The sequence below is a fragment of the Pseudomonas triticicola genome (genome assembly GCF_019145375.1).
Taxonomy (GTDB): Bacteria; Pseudomonadota; Gammaproteobacteria; order Pseudomonadales; family Pseudomonadaceae; genus Aquipseudomonas; species Aquipseudomonas triticicola.
Genome location: NZ_JAHSTX010000001.1, coordinates 941,824 through 955,319, shown reverse-complemented (window position 1 = coordinate 955,319; position 13,496 = coordinate 941,824). Strand labels below are relative to the sequence as shown.

16 protein-coding genes are annotated in these 13,496 nt (G+C 60.7%); 5 read left to right on the top strand and 11 right to left on the bottom strand.

The window, feature by feature from the left end:
* Positions 1-104: 104 nt before the first annotated feature.
* The 4 genes from hcnC to KVG85_RS04320 form a co-directional block, all read right to left on the bottom strand.
* Complete coding sequence (gene hcnC / locus KVG85_RS04335) at positions 105-1,364, bottom strand: cyanide-forming glycine dehydrogenase subunit HcnC (RefSeq protein WP_217863067.1); 1,260 nt, start codon at positions 1,362-1,364, stop codon at positions 105-107.
* The gene (hcnB, locus tag KVG85_RS04330) at positions 1,357-2,766 is read right to left on the bottom strand and encodes a cyanide-forming glycine dehydrogenase subunit HcnB (protein ID WP_217863066.1); all 1,410 of its coding nucleotides are present in this window, start codon (positions 2,764-2,766) and stop codon (positions 1,357-1,359) included. Before hcnB ends, hcnC begins: the two co-directional genes overlap by 8 nt.
* Positions 2,763-3,077, bottom strand: a complete 315-nt coding sequence (locus KVG85_RS04325) for a (2Fe-2S)-binding protein (RefSeq protein ID WP_095182029.1) — start codon at positions 3,075-3,077, stop codon at positions 2,763-2,765. The genes hcnB and KVG85_RS04325 overlap by 4 nt, the downstream gene beginning before the upstream one ends.
* Before the next feature lie 237 nt (positions 3,078-3,314).
* Complete coding sequence (locus tag KVG85_RS04320) at positions 3,315-3,854, bottom strand: hypothetical protein (protein WP_217863065.1); 540 nt, start codon at positions 3,852-3,854, stop codon at positions 3,315-3,317.
* A 491-nt stretch (positions 3,855-4,345) separates the two neighbouring features.
* Here KVG85_RS04320 and KVG85_RS04315 point away from each other — a divergent pair, with 491 nt between their 5' ends.
* Together KVG85_RS04315 and KVG85_RS04310 are read left to right on the top strand one after the other, a co-directional pair.
* On the top strand, positions 4,346-4,711 hold the full coding sequence (locus KVG85_RS04315) for a DUF6124 family protein (protein WP_217863064.1): 366 nt from the start codon (positions 4,346-4,348) through the stop codon (positions 4,709-4,711).
* 13 nt (positions 4,712-4,724) lie between these two features.
* Positions 4,725-5,084 (top strand): DUF6124 family protein, encoded by a 360-nt coding sequence (locus KVG85_RS04310; protein WP_073471264.1) that lies wholly within the window; start codon positions 4,725-4,727, stop codon positions 5,082-5,084.
* Positions 5,085-5,263: 179 nt separating this feature from the next.
* Here KVG85_RS04310 and KVG85_RS04305 read toward each other — a convergent pair whose 3' ends face one another.
* Positions 5,264-6,193, bottom strand: a complete 930-nt coding sequence (locus KVG85_RS04305; RefSeq protein ID WP_016775227.1) for a hypothetical protein — start codon at positions 6,191-6,193, stop codon at positions 5,264-5,266.
* Positions 6,194-6,501: 308 nt separating this feature from the next.
* On the opposite strand from KVG85_RS04305, the gene KVG85_RS04300 reads away from it, so the two are divergent.
* Both KVG85_RS04300 and KVG85_RS04295 read left to right on the top strand, forming a co-directional pair.
* Entirely contained in the window at positions 6,502-7,185 is a 684-nt protein-coding gene (locus tag KVG85_RS04300) for a response regulator transcription factor (protein ID WP_016775228.1), read from the top strand.
* Positions 7,163-8,557: a sensor histidine kinase gene (locus KVG85_RS04295; RefSeq protein ID WP_110600882.1), complete on the top strand. Its 1,395-nt coding sequence runs from the start codon at positions 7,163-7,165 to the stop codon at positions 8,555-8,557. The genes KVG85_RS04300 and KVG85_RS04295 overlap by 23 nt, the downstream gene beginning before the upstream one ends.
* 142 nt (positions 8,558-8,699) lie before the next feature.
* Here KVG85_RS04295 and KVG85_RS04290 read toward each other — a convergent pair whose 3' ends face one another.
* From KVG85_RS04290 to KVG85_RS04270, 5 genes are all read right to left on the bottom strand, one after another.
* Entirely contained in the window at positions 8,700-9,110 is a 411-nt protein-coding gene (locus KVG85_RS04290; protein ID WP_122691913.1) for an SRPBCC family protein, read from the bottom strand.
* Between the two features lie 21 nt (positions 9,111-9,131).
* Positions 9,132-9,929, bottom strand: coding sequence for an SDR family NAD(P)-dependent oxidoreductase (locus KVG85_RS04285; RefSeq protein WP_217863063.1), 798 nt, complete (start codon positions 9,927-9,929; stop codon positions 9,132-9,134).
* Between the two features lie 375 nt (positions 9,930-10,304).
* Positions 10,305-10,973 (bottom strand): HAD-IA family hydrolase, encoded by a 669-nt coding sequence (locus KVG85_RS04280; RefSeq protein WP_217863062.1) that lies wholly within the window; start codon positions 10,971-10,973, stop codon positions 10,305-10,307.
* A 57-nt stretch (positions 10,974-11,030) separates the two neighbouring features.
* Entirely contained in the window at positions 11,031-11,444 is a 414-nt protein-coding gene (locus KVG85_RS04275) for a response regulator (RefSeq protein ID WP_217863061.1), read from the bottom strand.
* A gap of 18 nt (positions 11,445-11,462) precedes the next feature.
* Positions 11,463-11,645, bottom strand: coding sequence for a hypothetical protein (locus KVG85_RS04270; RefSeq protein ID WP_217863060.1), 183 nt, complete (start codon positions 11,643-11,645; stop codon positions 11,463-11,465).
* Between KVG85_RS04270 and KVG85_RS04265 the strand changes: the two genes are divergently transcribed.
* Complete coding sequence (locus KVG85_RS04265; protein ID WP_217863059.1) at positions 11,644-12,585, top strand: class I SAM-dependent methyltransferase; 942 nt, start codon at positions 11,644-11,646, stop codon at positions 12,583-12,585. The genes KVG85_RS04270 and KVG85_RS04265 overlap by 2 nt on opposite strands.
* A gap of 122 nt (positions 12,586-12,707) precedes the next feature.
* On the opposite strand, the gene KVG85_RS04260 is transcribed toward KVG85_RS04265, so the two are convergent.
* A complete protein-coding gene (locus KVG85_RS04260; RefSeq protein WP_217863058.1) occupies positions 12,708-13,487 on the bottom strand; it encodes a helix-turn-helix transcriptional regulator in 780 nt (259 codons plus the stop codon).
* Between the last annotated feature and the right edge of the window lie 9 nt (positions 13,488-13,496).

Genomic DNA, 13,496 nt, shown 5'->3' with positions numbered 1-13,496 from the left:
CCAACTGTGGGAGCGAGCCTGCTCGCGAAAGCGTCGTGTCAGTCACCCAATACTTCACTGACAGATTGCATTCGCGAGCAGGCTCGCTCCCACAGGGGATTGGGTCAGGCCCGTTCCAGCGCGGGGGCGGGCTCGACCGGCGCGACTGCAAACCGATCCGCCAGAAACGGCGTGATATCCAGCGGCAGCGGTTCGTCATTCACCAGTTTATCCAGCAACACCCCGGTAATCGCCGAGGTCAGAATGCCGGTGCGGAAGTGCCCGCAAGCATTCAGATAACCCTCGACCTCACGCATCGGCCCGAGGATCGGCAACTCATCCGGAGAGCCCGGACGCAGCCCCGCCCATGTGCGCTTCAGATTGACGTCCATAAGCTCCGGCAGACAGCGCACCGCGCCCTGCACCAGCCCGGCGATTTCCGGGTAGGTGGTGGTGACGTCGAAGCCTTTGTCTTCGGTGGTGCTGCCGATAAGGATTTCGCCGTTGTCCTTTTGCGCCACGTAGCAATCGCTGGTGGTCAGGCAGCCGTTGAGGATTTTCGGCATGCGTTCGGTCAGCAGGATCTGCCCTTTCACCGGTTTCACCGGAATACGAATTCCCGTCGCCCACTCGCTCAAATCCGCCGCCCAGGCACCGGCGGCGTTGATCAGCGTCTTGCAGTGAAACACGCCCGCTTCTGCCGTCTGCACGCCGGTCACACGAGTGCCGTGATGCAACACGCCGGTGACGTTGGTGTTGACGAAGATGTCGACGCCGTTCTGCCGCGCGCCTTCCATGTAGGCATCGGCGAGGCGGAACGGACTGACCTGATGATCGCAGAGAAACTCCAGCGCCCCGCGCGCCTCATGGCTGACACTCGGTTCGGCCGCGCGCAACGCCGCTTGATCGAGCCAGCGCACCTGATCGGCCAGATGCGGAATGCAGCCGACGATGTGCTCGGCGTAGAGCCGATCTTCGTCGTCATAGATCACGAATTTCAATCCGGTCTTTTCGAACTTGCAATCCATGCCGTGGTTGTCTTTCAGCTCGCGATGCAGCGCCGGGTACAGCGCATTGGATTGCAAGGCAAAATCGAAAAACGACTGCGGCAGAATATGCGGCGTACTGGCGTCCACCGCTACCGCAGCGCCCTGGGTTTCGCGCTTGCGGTTGGCCGACATCATGCGAAAGAAAATCACCCCGCAACCGAGGCCGACCGACTCGCCGATCGCCCATAACCCCCCCGCCGAAGCACGGGTCGCATTGCCGGGGCGCTTGGCGTCGATCAGTGCCACCTTGAGATCTTTGCGTTTGGACATTTGGTAGGCGCAGGAGGCGCCGATCACGCCGCCACCGGCAATGACCACGTCGTAGAACTTACTCATGGCAAGCGCCCTCCGTGCCGAGGGACTGGAACGCGGAAAACGGTACCGGATCGATTGGAAAGCGCGGGCGCAGCCAACCGACATCCTGACGTCCGGTGGCCTGGCGCAGGCGATCGCTGCAATAGCCGACGCACATCCGCCCCTGACAATCGCCCATGCTCACGCGGGTGCGCATTTTCAGGCTGGCGATGTCTTGCACACCCTGCTCCAGCGCCAGATCGATGTCGGCGCGGGTCGCATGTTCGCAGCGGCAGATCACCGTGTCGGCTGCGGGCAAAGCGATCTGACCAACGCCGCGCTCGGTGTAGCGATCCACCGCCGCCCGAAAGCGCACGATCGCTCTGAGCTTGCTCGCGTAACGATCGCGGCGCACCCGGGCCAGCTCGGCGTCGAGCACACCGCGTTGCAGCAGGATCGAAGTGGCGGCGATCTTGCCGGCGAGCATCGCCGCTTCGCCGCCGCGGATCCCGCCCATGTCGCCGGCCAGATGCACATGCGCCACGCTGCTTTGCTGCCAGACATTGGCGTTGGCACGCAGGTAGCCATCGGCGCTGAAGCCGTGATCAAGGCCCATCTGCTGGCTCAATTGCGTGCGCGGAATAAAACCGTAACCGACCGCCAGCGTCTGCGCTTCGAAACGCTCGACCCGCGACAGATCCGCCTCCCACGTCGGCGAATACGGCGCGACGCTGACGCTTTTCAATTCGCCCTCGCCGTGGGCTTCGACTACCCCCCAACCGTAGTTCATCGTGATGCCGTGCAACTTGAGGTAAGCGAGCATGCTCAAACCGTCGAGGAACAGCTGCGGTTTGTTCAACAGCGCCAGACTCTCGCGGGCGATCTTGCCGAACGCACAAGCCTCGTAGACGCCGGCGACGCGCACGCCAGAGGCATGCAACTGGGTCGCAACCAGCGGCAGCAACGGCCCGGTGCCGGCGATGATCACCGGCCCTTGCGGCTTGACCACGCCACTCTTGATCTGCAACTGCAGGCCGCCGAGCAGGATCACTCCCGGCAACGTCCAGCCGGGAAACGGCACACTGCGCTCATGGCAACCGGCGGCCAGCAGCAGTTGCGGATAAGCGATCTCGTGCAGTTGCTCATCACCGTCGAGCACCACCACTGCGCGGGTGCCTTCAGCGCCGACCACGCGATGGTTGAGGCGCACGTCGATCAGCCCTGACTGCTGCTGAAATTCACCGTGCAGTTTGTCCAGTGCTTCGGAATAACGCGGGCCGAGATAATCCAGCTGCACGCCGTCGCGCAACGGCCCGCGATAGACCACTCCGCCGAGGCGCGAAGCCTCTTCGAGCAAGGTGCAGCGCACGCCGTGGCGCGCCAGTTCGATGGCCGCCGCCATCCCCGCCGGCCCGCCGCCGACGATCAACGGTTGCAGGCTCATACGACCTCCTGCGCGACGACGCGGTTGATCTGGGTTTCAATCAGCATGCCGTCGCGCACTACGGTCTGGCAGGCGCGGCGTTTGTGGCGACCGTTGATTTTCACCAGGCAGCACTGGCACACGCCCATGCCGCAATAGGCGCCGCTGATCTGATCGTGGTCGTTGCGTGCGATCTGGCGCACGCCGAGGGACTGGATGACGCTGAGGACGGTTTCGCCGATGGCGGCGCTGACCGCTTGGCCATTGATGTGCACGGTCATGTCCGCCTGCACCAAGGGCTGGATATCGAAGGTTCTTTCTAGGCAGTTCATTACGGTGTTCGTCCGTGAAGATTCAGTTGAGGTTGTGTCAGCTCCTTGCTGCACTACGCCTCGTCGACGCTTTTCTTGCTGTGTTTTCAACGTCGACGCGGATACTTCGTCAGCGCAACGAGGTGCGCGAGAAGCACTGTAGCTCATACCTCAGCAAAGGCCTGGATCATTTACGGTAGGCGATATCGCCAGGCGAAATATTGATCCAGGCCAGTGAAAATGGCGGGATGGAAACGGTTAGTTGGAGAAGACGTACTGGCCTTTGATCTTCTTTGCGCCGATCAACGCAAGGTCCGGGAACAGCAGGTTTTTCAGCCAAGCGACGTAGAAGATCATCGCCAGCGTGATCGCCACGCCGACCACCGTACCGATCGGGTCATCCGCATATTCCTTGAACATGCGCGGCATCTGGCTGATCGAGAGCATCACGTACACCGTATAGGCATGGGCCGCGTTGCGATAGAAACCCCAGGCAAAAAGCAAAGGCACGCCACCGGCGAACAAACCAAGTCCGATGGCGAAACCGGTGCTGATGGTCAGCCCGAGGAGATAGCCGCCCACCAGACCGATCAGCGCCTGAACGTAAGTCAGTCCGAGAAGGATCTTGATCTTGCCGGCGTGTCGTTCAATCAGATTCGGATCGGGGCGTGAGCCGATCAGGTACGCCAGCGCCTTGTCTTTCAGCGCACCACCGGAGAATGCCTTGAAAGTCTCGGTTTTCGAGCGCCCCCCATCGAGCATTTCGCTGACCTGGCGTTTGGTTTCCTTCTTGTCCAACGTGTTCTTCCTTAATTGAAAAATCGGGGGAGTGAAGCTAGGGCACTTCGGGAACCGATTGTCGCTTTGTTGAGTTGCCGAAAGCAAAAGGCTCAGGCATGCCGGCCCTTGCGCAGTGGATAAACGCAATTTTTTCGATCATGTTTAAATCACACACGCTGTTACGGCATCGGACCTACAACGCCTTGCGTCGCTGCCTACGGGTGCATCAGAATCCGCCGGCTTACACGGCTATCGGTAGGGCTATATCGTTTCCCTGTCACTGCAAAACAGTGATCGGGTTTGGTAGCCCGTTTCTTGATAGTTGTATCGCGTCCCTTTAAGCGGCCCCTCCTTTGAGGGTCAGCTCTTCATGGTGACCATGCGTGGGGCTCATTCGTGAGCGCCGGGGTTAACTATCTTGACCGGTCTACCAACCTGCGCGTGGCCGCCACCCTTCGTTTGGTAGCGATAGTGACGGCTCTTCATTCCTTCAAGATAGAGAGTCATCCATGTTCAAAGTAACGCCAAACCCGCCAGAAGCCGATTCGATCCCGTACGACCCCGCTCTGGAGCCTCAGCGCATAAAAGACGCCGCCACTCGCGCCATCAACTTTTATCTCGATCCGCAAACCCTGAAGACTACGATTCCCAATCGTCAACCGGGCCGGATCTTTCTCGTCGACCCAACGGTGGACGAGGAAACCTTGCTCCTCGAAGCCTGTGAATCGCTGGCTGCGGCGAACGACATGGCCCGCGAAATAAGCAACGTCATCGAGCCTGCACAGCGCCGTTCGCTGCTGATGTTGCAGCAGGTGATCATGCTGAGTGAGCTGGTCGTCAATCGCGTGCTCGACAGCCGACGCGTGTCGAACTAGCCGCAACCGAGGTATGAGGGGGCGTGCTCCCTCACTGCCAGCGTGCACGTCACCCCGTGGCGTTCTCTCTCACACCAAGCGGCTCTCATCGGAGTTTCAGCTGATGTCACACATACCTTCCAATCCGCCGGCCAGGATCAACGCCACGCCGTACAGCCCCAATACTCTGTTCATGGTCAACCCGCAATCCGACACCGAATCCTTGCTGGTCAACGCGTGCGAATCCCTGGCGTCCGCCACGGTGATGCTCGGTGACTTTGCCGGGATGCTCGAAGGCTCACGGCGCAATACCCTGTTGGGCATTGCGCAAGTGGTGATGTTGGGAGAATTGGCCGTGAACAAAGCGCTGGATAATGTCGTGCCGACCGGGTAATTCACCAAGCTTGCGTTTGCAGTTCCCAAACGCAAAAAAGCCGCTTTCACCCGAAGATGAAAGCGGCAGAGGCATCCTGCCTCAGAGGGATCAGTGTACGAACAGGGCGATCAGGATGATGATCGGGATCGGTACGCCGAGGAAAAACAGCAGTAATGAGCGCATGGTGACTCTCCTTTTTAACGGACCGGAGTGGTAGTGGTGTAGGTGTCGACTTCGACGTACTCGACCGCATCGCGACGACGACCGCCGAAGGTGGCTGCGAGGCTGGCAAAGAACGCACCGGCAAGCAGCGCGACGAACATCCACAGCGAGGTGTAGGCAGCGACTTTCGCGGCGGTATCGGCCGCTTGCTGAGCTTTCAGTTTGGCGTCAGCGATGGCTTTCTGGGTGTTGGCGTAAATTTCGTCGACACGACGTTCAGCATCCGCTTGGCTCAGGTTGGTACGTTGCGATACCAGTTGTGCGAGGTAGGTGCGGTCTTCGGCGCTGAGCTGACCGTTGGCCAGGCTCTGGGCGAAGATGCGGGTCACGGTGCCGCGTGCGGCGTCATCGCTGACGGCAGCCGGACGGTCGTCACGGAACAGACTGTCAACGAAGTAGCCGTACTGATCGCTGTCAGTATTGGCTGCGGCAGAACCGGCCGCCTGGCTCATGGCACCGGCAGCACCGCCGACGACGTTAGCCCCAGCCTGCACACCGCCGCTGACGACGCTGCTGACCGAACCGACCACCAGCACAGCGGTGACCAGCGTGGCGACGCACCAGGCGAGGAAGCCGTGGGCGGTGTCGCGGAAGTAGACTTCGTCACCGTGCATGTTCGCCCATTTCACCCGCAGACGACCGGCAATGTAGCCGCCCATGCCGGAAGCAATGATCTGCGTCACAGCCAGCCAGACAATCGTCGAAATGCCCAGGCCCTTGGCGCTGACGCCCTCTCCGGCCCACGGTGAAACCGCCGAAAAGCCCAGACCGAAACCGAGCAGCACCAGAATCATCGACAGCGCAGCGGCCGCCGCAGCACCGGCGAAGATCGCGCCCCAGGACACGCCTGAGACGCTGCTCGACTCTTCCACGGCAGGATAATAGCCATCAGGGGATCTATTCATTGTTGTACTGCTCCAGGCATGAAAAATGGTGTTACAACTCGTCAGGTGAGGAATTGCAGTGACCGTGCCAGTTACAGAAACTAAATAAACTCTTTATTTTCAACAGGTTATAAAGTTTGAACTTCGCTGATCCGTGCAATTTGCAATAAATGGTCAGCGCCTGCGGGTTTTCTGCATTGATGGCTGACAGGCAAATCCGATCAATTCCGATTCACCGTCGCGACGAAGATGAAAGTTAATTTAAAGCGTCACGGTAAATTCTTGGCAAAATGCTGCCATTCCGTTTGAACCGATCAGCAGGCCTGCCTATGACTCGTATCTTGACCATCGAAGACGACGCCGTGACCGCGCGGGAAATCGTTGCCGAACTCAGCAGCCACGGGCTGGATGTCGACTGGGTCGACAATGGCCGCGAGGGCCTCGACCGTGCCGTCAGCGGCAACTACGACCTGATCACCCTCGACCGCATGTTGCCCGAGCTGGATGGTCTGGCCATCGTCACCACCCTGCGCACCATGGGCGTGGCGACGCCGATTCTGATGATCAGCGCCCTCTCCGATGTCGATGAGCGCGTGCGCGGTTTGCGCGCCGGTGGCGATGACTACCTGACCAAACCGTTCGCCACCGATGAAATGGCCGCGCGGGTGGAAGTGTTGCTGCGCCGACAGAACAGCGTCGCCACCCAGGCCACGACATTGAACGTCGCTGACCTCGAACTCGACCTGATCAGCCATGAAGCCCGCCGCGCCGGACAGGTGCTGACGCTGTTGCCCACCGAATACAAACTGCTCGAGTTTCTGATGCGCAACAGCGGCCAGATTCTCTCGCGGATGATGATTTTCGAAGAGGTCTGGGGTTATCACTTCGACCCGGGCACCAACCTGATCGACGTGCACATCGGCCGTCTGCGCAAGAAGATCGACGCAGCCGGCAACGTTCCGCTGATCCGCACGGTACGGGGCTCCGGCTATGTCATTGCCGAACCCGTCTGACGGCTGGCGCTCGTCCAGCAGCCGCTTGCTGGCGCTGTACAGCTCGCTGTTCGTGGCGTGGAGCGCGATCCTCATGGGGGTCATGTACTACGAGGTATCCGGCTACCTCGACAAACTGGCCAAACATTCGTTGATGCAACGCCAGCATCTGTTCTCGCATTTTCGCGGCGAGCAACTCGAAGACGCGCTCGCGGCCAGCATGACCTTCGATATCCGTGGTATTGACGCCTATGGTCTGTTCAGCGCGGACGGCGTTTACCTGGGCGGCGCACTTCAGCAAATTCCCGAAGGACTGCCACTCGACGGCAAGATCCACATGCTCGCCGAGTGCGCCGATTCCGACGATCCGACCCTGCCGAACGACAGCTGCGATGCCGTTGCCACGCAAACCCGCGACGGGCGCTGGCTGGTGCTGCTGCGTGACAACGGTTCGCTGTTCGCGGTGACGCGGATCATTTTGCACGCGTTGTTCTGGGGCGTGTCGCTGACGATTATTCCCGGGGTCGCCGGTTGGCATCTGCTGCGGCGTCGGCCGTTGCAGCGCATCCGCGCGATTCAGAACAGTGCCCAGGCCATCGTCGCCGGTGACCTGACGCACCGCTTGCCGCTGTCCAATCGCCGCGATGAACTGGACATGCTCGCCGCCATCGTCAACGCCATGCTCGAGCGCATCGAGCGCTTGATGAACGAGGTCAAGGGCGTCTGCGACAACATCGCCCACGACTTGCGCACGCCGCTGACCCGTTTGCGCGCGCAGTTGTATCGGATGCAGCAACAGGCGGGTGAAGGTTCGCAAGAGGCGGCGCAACTGGATCTGGTACTGGCTGAGGCGGACACGCTGATGGCGCGGTTTCGCGGATTGCTGCGGATTTCCGAACTGGAAGATCGCCAGCGCCGTTCAGGTTTCGTCGAACTTGATCCGGTGCGTTTGCTGGAGGAGTTGCACGAGTTCTATCTGCCGCTGGCCGAGGAAGGCGATCTGCGCTTTCAACTGAACATGCCGGAGACGCTGCCGCCGCTCAATGGCGACCGCGCGTTGCTGTTCGAAGCGTTGGCGAACCTGCTGAGCAACTCGATCAAATTCACCCCACCCGGCGGCACGGTGATGTTGCGTGGTGTCAATGCCAATGGCCAGACGCGGATCGAGGTGCACGATTCAGGCCCGGGGATTCCCGAGGCGGAACGTGAGGCGGTGTTCCAGCGGTTTTACCGCACCGAGGGTGGCCAGCCGCAAAGCGGTTTTGGTCTGGGACTGTCGATTGTCGCAGCGATTGTCAGCTTGCACGGCTTCAGTCTTGAAGTCGGCAGCAGCGATCTGGGCGGGGCGAAACTGGTGCTGGATTGTCGGCAGAGTTTGATCAGTCAGGCCTGAGGGAATGCAATCCACCCGGTGGGAGCGAGCCTGCTCGCGAATGCGGTGGTTCAGTCACAGCAATGTTGACTGAACTGACGCCTTCGCGAGCAGGCTCGCTCCCACTGGAAGTCCCATGCTTCATAGGCGCTTTGTGAATCAATCAGGTCGGGTAATTCGCCCGCAAGGCTTCGAGACCGCCCTGGTAGATGCCGTTGAACAACGCCACCACTTCTTCATCGCTCACGCCGAGCGCATTGAAGCGCCCCGACCACGTCACACGCGAGCCCTGCCCCTGGGCTTCAACCTTGATCGTCGCCAGATAATCGCTGGCCGGGAACGGTGCCTGTTCAATCGAATAGCTGTAGGTTTTTGCGGCGTTATCGAAGGTCTGCAGACGTTCGACGACCACGCCGCCGTCAGCGGTTTGCAGGGTGCGTACGCGCCCGCCTTCGCTCAGTTCACTGTGGGTAATCAATGGCAGCCAGTCCGGCAGCGTGTTGAAGCCGCCGATCAATTGCCAGACCTGATCGGCCGCGGCCGGGATGTCGATGGTTGCGGATGCGGTTGGCATAAAACCTCTCTTTTGGAAAATTCAGATCGTCAGGCTGTCGACCACACCGCCATCAACGCGCAAGGCCGCGCCCGTGGTGGCCGAAGACAGCGGTGAAGCAATGTACGTGACCAGATGCGCCACTTCCGAAACATCCGCTACGCGCTGGATGATCGAGGTCGGACGGGCCTTGCGCACAAAGGCGTCGGCTTCGTCGCGCAGGTCGCGCCCGGATTCGGCGGCCGCGTCTTTGAGCATTTCCTGCAGGCCATCGGTGAAAGTCGGCCCCGGCAGGATCGCATTGACCGTGACCCCGGTGCCAGCCAGACGCTTGGCAAGACCGTGGGACACCGCGAGGTTGGCGCTTTTGGTCACGCCGTAATTGAGCATGTCCGCCGGCGTCGCCACCCCGGATTCCGATGACAGAAAGATCACCCGGCCCCAACCCTGCTCGACCATCGCCGGCACGTAATGCCGCGCCAGGCGCACGCCGGAAATCACGTTGACCTCGTAGAAGCGCGTCCACTCGCTGTCGGGCGTTTCGAAGAAATCAACGTCATTGAAGATGCCCAGGTTGTTCACCAGAATGTCCGCGCGCGGTTCGGCGGCGAACAGCTTTTCAGCGCCCTCGGCCGTGCCCAGATCGGCGGTCAAACCACGCAGTTGCGCCTCCGGGACAGCTTGGCGAATGCCCGCCAGCGCTTGCTCGACCTTGGCCGTGTCACGACCGATGACCACCACCGTTGCCCCGGCTTCGGCCAGCGACTGGCTGATGCCCAGGCCGATGCCGCCGGTACTGCCGCTGACAATGGCCAGCTTTCCACTCAGATCAATCTTCATGCGTTTACCTCATCGGTGGGCAAGGGATCGCGCCGGACGGTCGATGCCTGTTACGGGCTCGACCTCGGCGGCGATTTCAGAAGCATGGATCAGCGTAGTTGCGATATTGCCGGCATGGTTGAGCTGCCGACCGGTGACGGGGATGTTGTTTGATCGACGATCCCCTGTGTCTGGCAGACCGTAGCCCCTAACCCTAGCCCTCTCCCGGGGGAGAGGGAACCGATCGAGTTGTGCTGAACTTGACGTCGACCTGAAAGACCATAGCGATTATGGATTCAGAGAAGACCTTTCACGTCGGCGTATTACCTGAATATCCCCCGGTCAGTCCCCTCTCCCTCCGGGAGAGGGCTAGGGTGAGGGGCATTTCGGAACAGATCAGATTTCCGTCAGACGAAGCAAACCATCAGCGCCGACCCTGACGCTGATCGCATCGTAACTGGCCAACGTCGCATGCGCCGTTTCGATCGGGTGCTGGTGCGTCGTGGTGATAATCATCAACGCCGCGCCCGCCGCTTCCGCAGCCTGAATGCCGACGGCAGCGTCCTCGAAAATCAGGCAATCCGCCGGCTCGACACCGAGCTTTTCCGCCGCCAGCAGATACCCCGCAGGATCAGGCTTGCCAGCCTTTACATCTTCCGCCGTGATCATCACCGCCGGCTCCGGAATCCCCGCCGCCGCCATCCGCCGCAACGCCAGATCGCGAGGCGCCGACGTCACCATCGCCCAACGATTTTTCGGCAGCGCGTTGAGAAAGGCTGCCGCCGCAGGGATCTCGACAATGCCTTCAACGTCATTGATTTCCGCTGCGGTGATGAACGCCGCCTGTTCCTCGGCATCCACGCCCGGCAGATTCAGCCGGGTGATGGTGTCGATCGCCCGCGCACCATGGATGGTCGGCAAAAACGTCGCGACATCAACGCCATGGCGCACCGCCCACGCTGACCAGATGCGCTCGGCGGCGGCGATGGAATTGAGGACGGTACCGTCCATGTCGAACAGGAACGCGGCAAATGCGCGATCAAAAACCGATGTTTGTGCAGACAAGAGAACAAATCCTCTGACAGATGGCCGGGGCAGACAGGCCCGGCAATGTAGCACTTGTCAGTGCAGCTGCGGGGCCTTGGATTTGAACGCACTTTCCACACAGTCAAGCAACTGACCGATCGCCCATGGCTTCTTGATGAACGCCACCGAATGCTTGACCCCGGAGGTCTCGGGCGTCTCGTAGCCGGACATGACCATCACCGGTTTGTCCGGCCAGCGATCGCCGAACAGGTTGGCCAGGTCGGCGCCGTTAAGCGTGCCGGGCATGGTGATGTCGGTCAGCAACAACGCGACGTCCGCCGCATTCTCTTCCAGGTACAGTGAGGCGGCGTCGGCGCTGGTTTGCGGTTCGACCTTGAACCCTTCCTCCTGGAGAATTTCGCAAAGAAACTCCAGAATCAACGGATCGTCCTCGACAACCAGAATCAACCCGCCAGGAAGGTGCGCGCTCGACGTAGGTGTAGGGCACATGAACAGCACTCCCCCGAATTACATTTTTGATAAGCGGTTTTGAATCCGCTGCTTATCAGGTATGAGCAGCGCGCCTTGTAGAAATTCACTTTTGATACAGAGGATTTCGCCAAGGTGTTGTTTTTCGAAGCGCAGCGCCCGTCGAAAACCTTCATTTGTGGTTAAAATGCCGGCCCTTTGAACGGCCGAACCGTAATCCATGAACCCTCAAGCCATCGCTACCCTCCACGCTCATTTGCTACCCGCACTGGCGGCGGCGCCCAGCGAAACCCGTCGGTTGTTTCACGGGCGCGGACGCTGCTGGCCGGGGCTGGAGCAGTTGACCGTGGACTGGTTGCAGGGCGTGGTGCTGGTGTCGCTGTTCAAGGAACCGGCGCCTGAGCAACTGCAGGATCTGCGGGATTTACTGCTGCAACTCGCCGCCTCGGCCGAATGGCAGCAATCCGGCGCGCACACTTTGCTGATCCAGCACCGCTATCTGCCGCAAAGCACGGCCGAATGGCTGATCGGTGAGGAAATCGAAGAAATGACCATCGTCGAGGGTGGCTTGCAGTACCGCGTCGACCTGGGGCGCAAGCAGAACGCCGGGCTGTTTCTCGACATGCGTTACGGACGCAACTGGGTGCGCGAACAGGCGGCGGGCAAGCGGGTGTTGAACCTGTTCGCCTACACCTGCGGCTTTTCCGTGGCGGCAATCGAGGGCGGCGCCGGCCATGTGGTCAACCTCGACATGTCCCGCGCCGCGCTGAGCCGAGGTCGCGACAATCACCGCCTGAACGGCCACGACCTGAGCAAGGTCAGCTTTCTCGGTCACGACCTGTTCAAATCCTGGGGCAAGGTGATCAACAGCGGCCCGTACGATCTGGTGATCATCGACCCGCCGTCGTTTCAGAAAGGCAGCTTTTTGCTGACCAAGGATTATCAACGGGTGTTGCGCCGCTTGCCGGAACTGTTGACCGCGCAAGGCACGGTGCTGGCGTGCATGAACGACCCGTCGTTCGGTTCCGACTTTCTCATTGATGGCGTGACCCAGGAAGCGCCGAGCCTGCGCTTCGAGCAACGGCTGGACAATCCGCCGGAGTTTCCCGATATCGATCCAGAGAGCGGCCTGAAAGCTCTGGTCTTCCAGCGCAGCCACTGACACAGCGTAAGTTCACCTGTGGGAACGAGCCTGCTCGCGAAAGCGCAGTGTCAGATAACACTTTTGTTGACTGATACACCGCTTTCGCGAGCAGGCTCGCTCCCACACAAGTTCTGTGTTGATCAAAAAACCGTCGGCCGCAGCACCAGCGCAAACAACTCACCATGCCCGGTGACGTTGAGCTTGTGATAGAGATTGCGTCGATGCACCTTCACGGTCTCCGGCGAAATCCCCATCTGCTGGGCCATCGCCTTGCTGGAAAAGCCCTGCAGGATCAGGCGCGCCGTGTCGATCTCGCGTGCGGTCAGCCGGGCATCGAAACGGTCCAGCAGCGTCGCCAGATCACCCACCACCGCTTCAGCCACCGGCCCTTGGGGCGGCAGCAACTGCATGTGGCGATGCATCGCCGCCAATACCCAGTCACGTACGCACAACAGGCGACCCTGCTCGGCCATGCCAAACGCGGTCGAGCGGCCCAGGGACAAGCCGAGTACCGCGCCTTCGACGTTGATCAGAAACTGCAATTCATCCTCGCCCACCACGGCACGAAAGTAGCTCTGGTAGTACTCGCTGAGCAGAAACTGATCCGGCGCAACGGACGCCAGGCTGTGCAGGCCGTCGCTGATCCCGCTGACGGCGGCTTGATAAAACGGATCGAGCAGGTACATGCCGGCGGTATAACCGGCCAGCTCCTGCTGGTCGTCCACGTAGCCCTTGCTGTCGAAGTCGATCAGCAAACGCGGCGGCTGGCCGGCCTGCATCAGGGCGACGAGGGCATTGTCCAGCGGCACCAGCAGGCGCAGGGTGTCGACCAGCGCGCGCCAGAAACCGTCCTGCCCGAGGTGAGAAAATACCCGCGCCAGACTCTGATGCACCGGCAATTCCTGCAACAACGCGTCCACGCACTACCC

Bases quoted from the DNA above. Each gene is read 5' to 3' on its own strand.
- hcnC (WP_217863067.1), bottom strand. From the start codon at position 1,364: ATGAGTAAGTTCTACGACGTGGTCATTGCCGGTGGCGGCGTGATCGGC.
- hcnB (WP_217863066.1), bottom strand. From the start codon at position 2,766: ATGAGCCTGCAACCGTTGATCGTCGGCGGCGGGCCGGCGGGGATGGCG.
- KVG85_RS04325 (WP_095182029.1), bottom strand. From the start codon at position 3,077: ATGAACTGCCTAGAAAGAACCTTCGATATCCAGCCCTTGGTGCAGGCG.
- KVG85_RS04315 (WP_217863064.1), top strand. From the start codon at position 4,346: ATGTTCAAAGTAACGCCAAACCCGCCAGAAGCCGATTCGATCCCGTAC.
- KVG85_RS04310 (WP_073471264.1), top strand. From the start codon at position 4,725: ATGAGGGGGCGTGCTCCCTCACTGCCAGCGTGCACGTCACCCCGTGGC.
- KVG85_RS04305 (WP_016775227.1), bottom strand. From the start codon at position 6,193: ATGAATAGATCCCCTGATGGCTATTATCCTGCCGTGGAAGAGTCGAGC.
- KVG85_RS04300 (WP_016775228.1), top strand. From the start codon at position 6,502: ATGACTCGTATCTTGACCATCGAAGACGACGCCGTGACCGCGCGGGAA.
- KVG85_RS04295 (WP_110600882.1), top strand. From the start codon at position 7,163: ATGTCATTGCCGAACCCGTCTGACGGCTGGCGCTCGTCCAGCAGCCGC.
- KVG85_RS04290 (WP_122691913.1), bottom strand. From the start codon at position 9,110: ATGCCAACCGCATCCGCAACCATCGACATCCCGGCCGCGGCCGATCAG.
- KVG85_RS04285 (WP_217863063.1), bottom strand. From the start codon at position 9,929: ATGAAGATTGATCTGAGTGGAAAGCTGGCCATTGTCAGCGGCAGTACC.
- KVG85_RS04275 (WP_217863061.1), bottom strand. From the start codon at position 11,444: ATGTGCCCTACACCTACGTCGAGCGCGCACCTTCCTGGCGGGTTGATT.
- KVG85_RS04265 (WP_217863059.1), top strand. From the start codon at position 11,644: ATGAACCCTCAAGCCATCGCTACCCTCCACGCTCATTTGCTACCCGCA.
- KVG85_RS04270 (WP_217863060.1), bottom strand. From the start codon at position 11,645: ATGGATTACGGTTCGGCCGTTCAAAGGGCCGGCATTTTAACCACAAAT.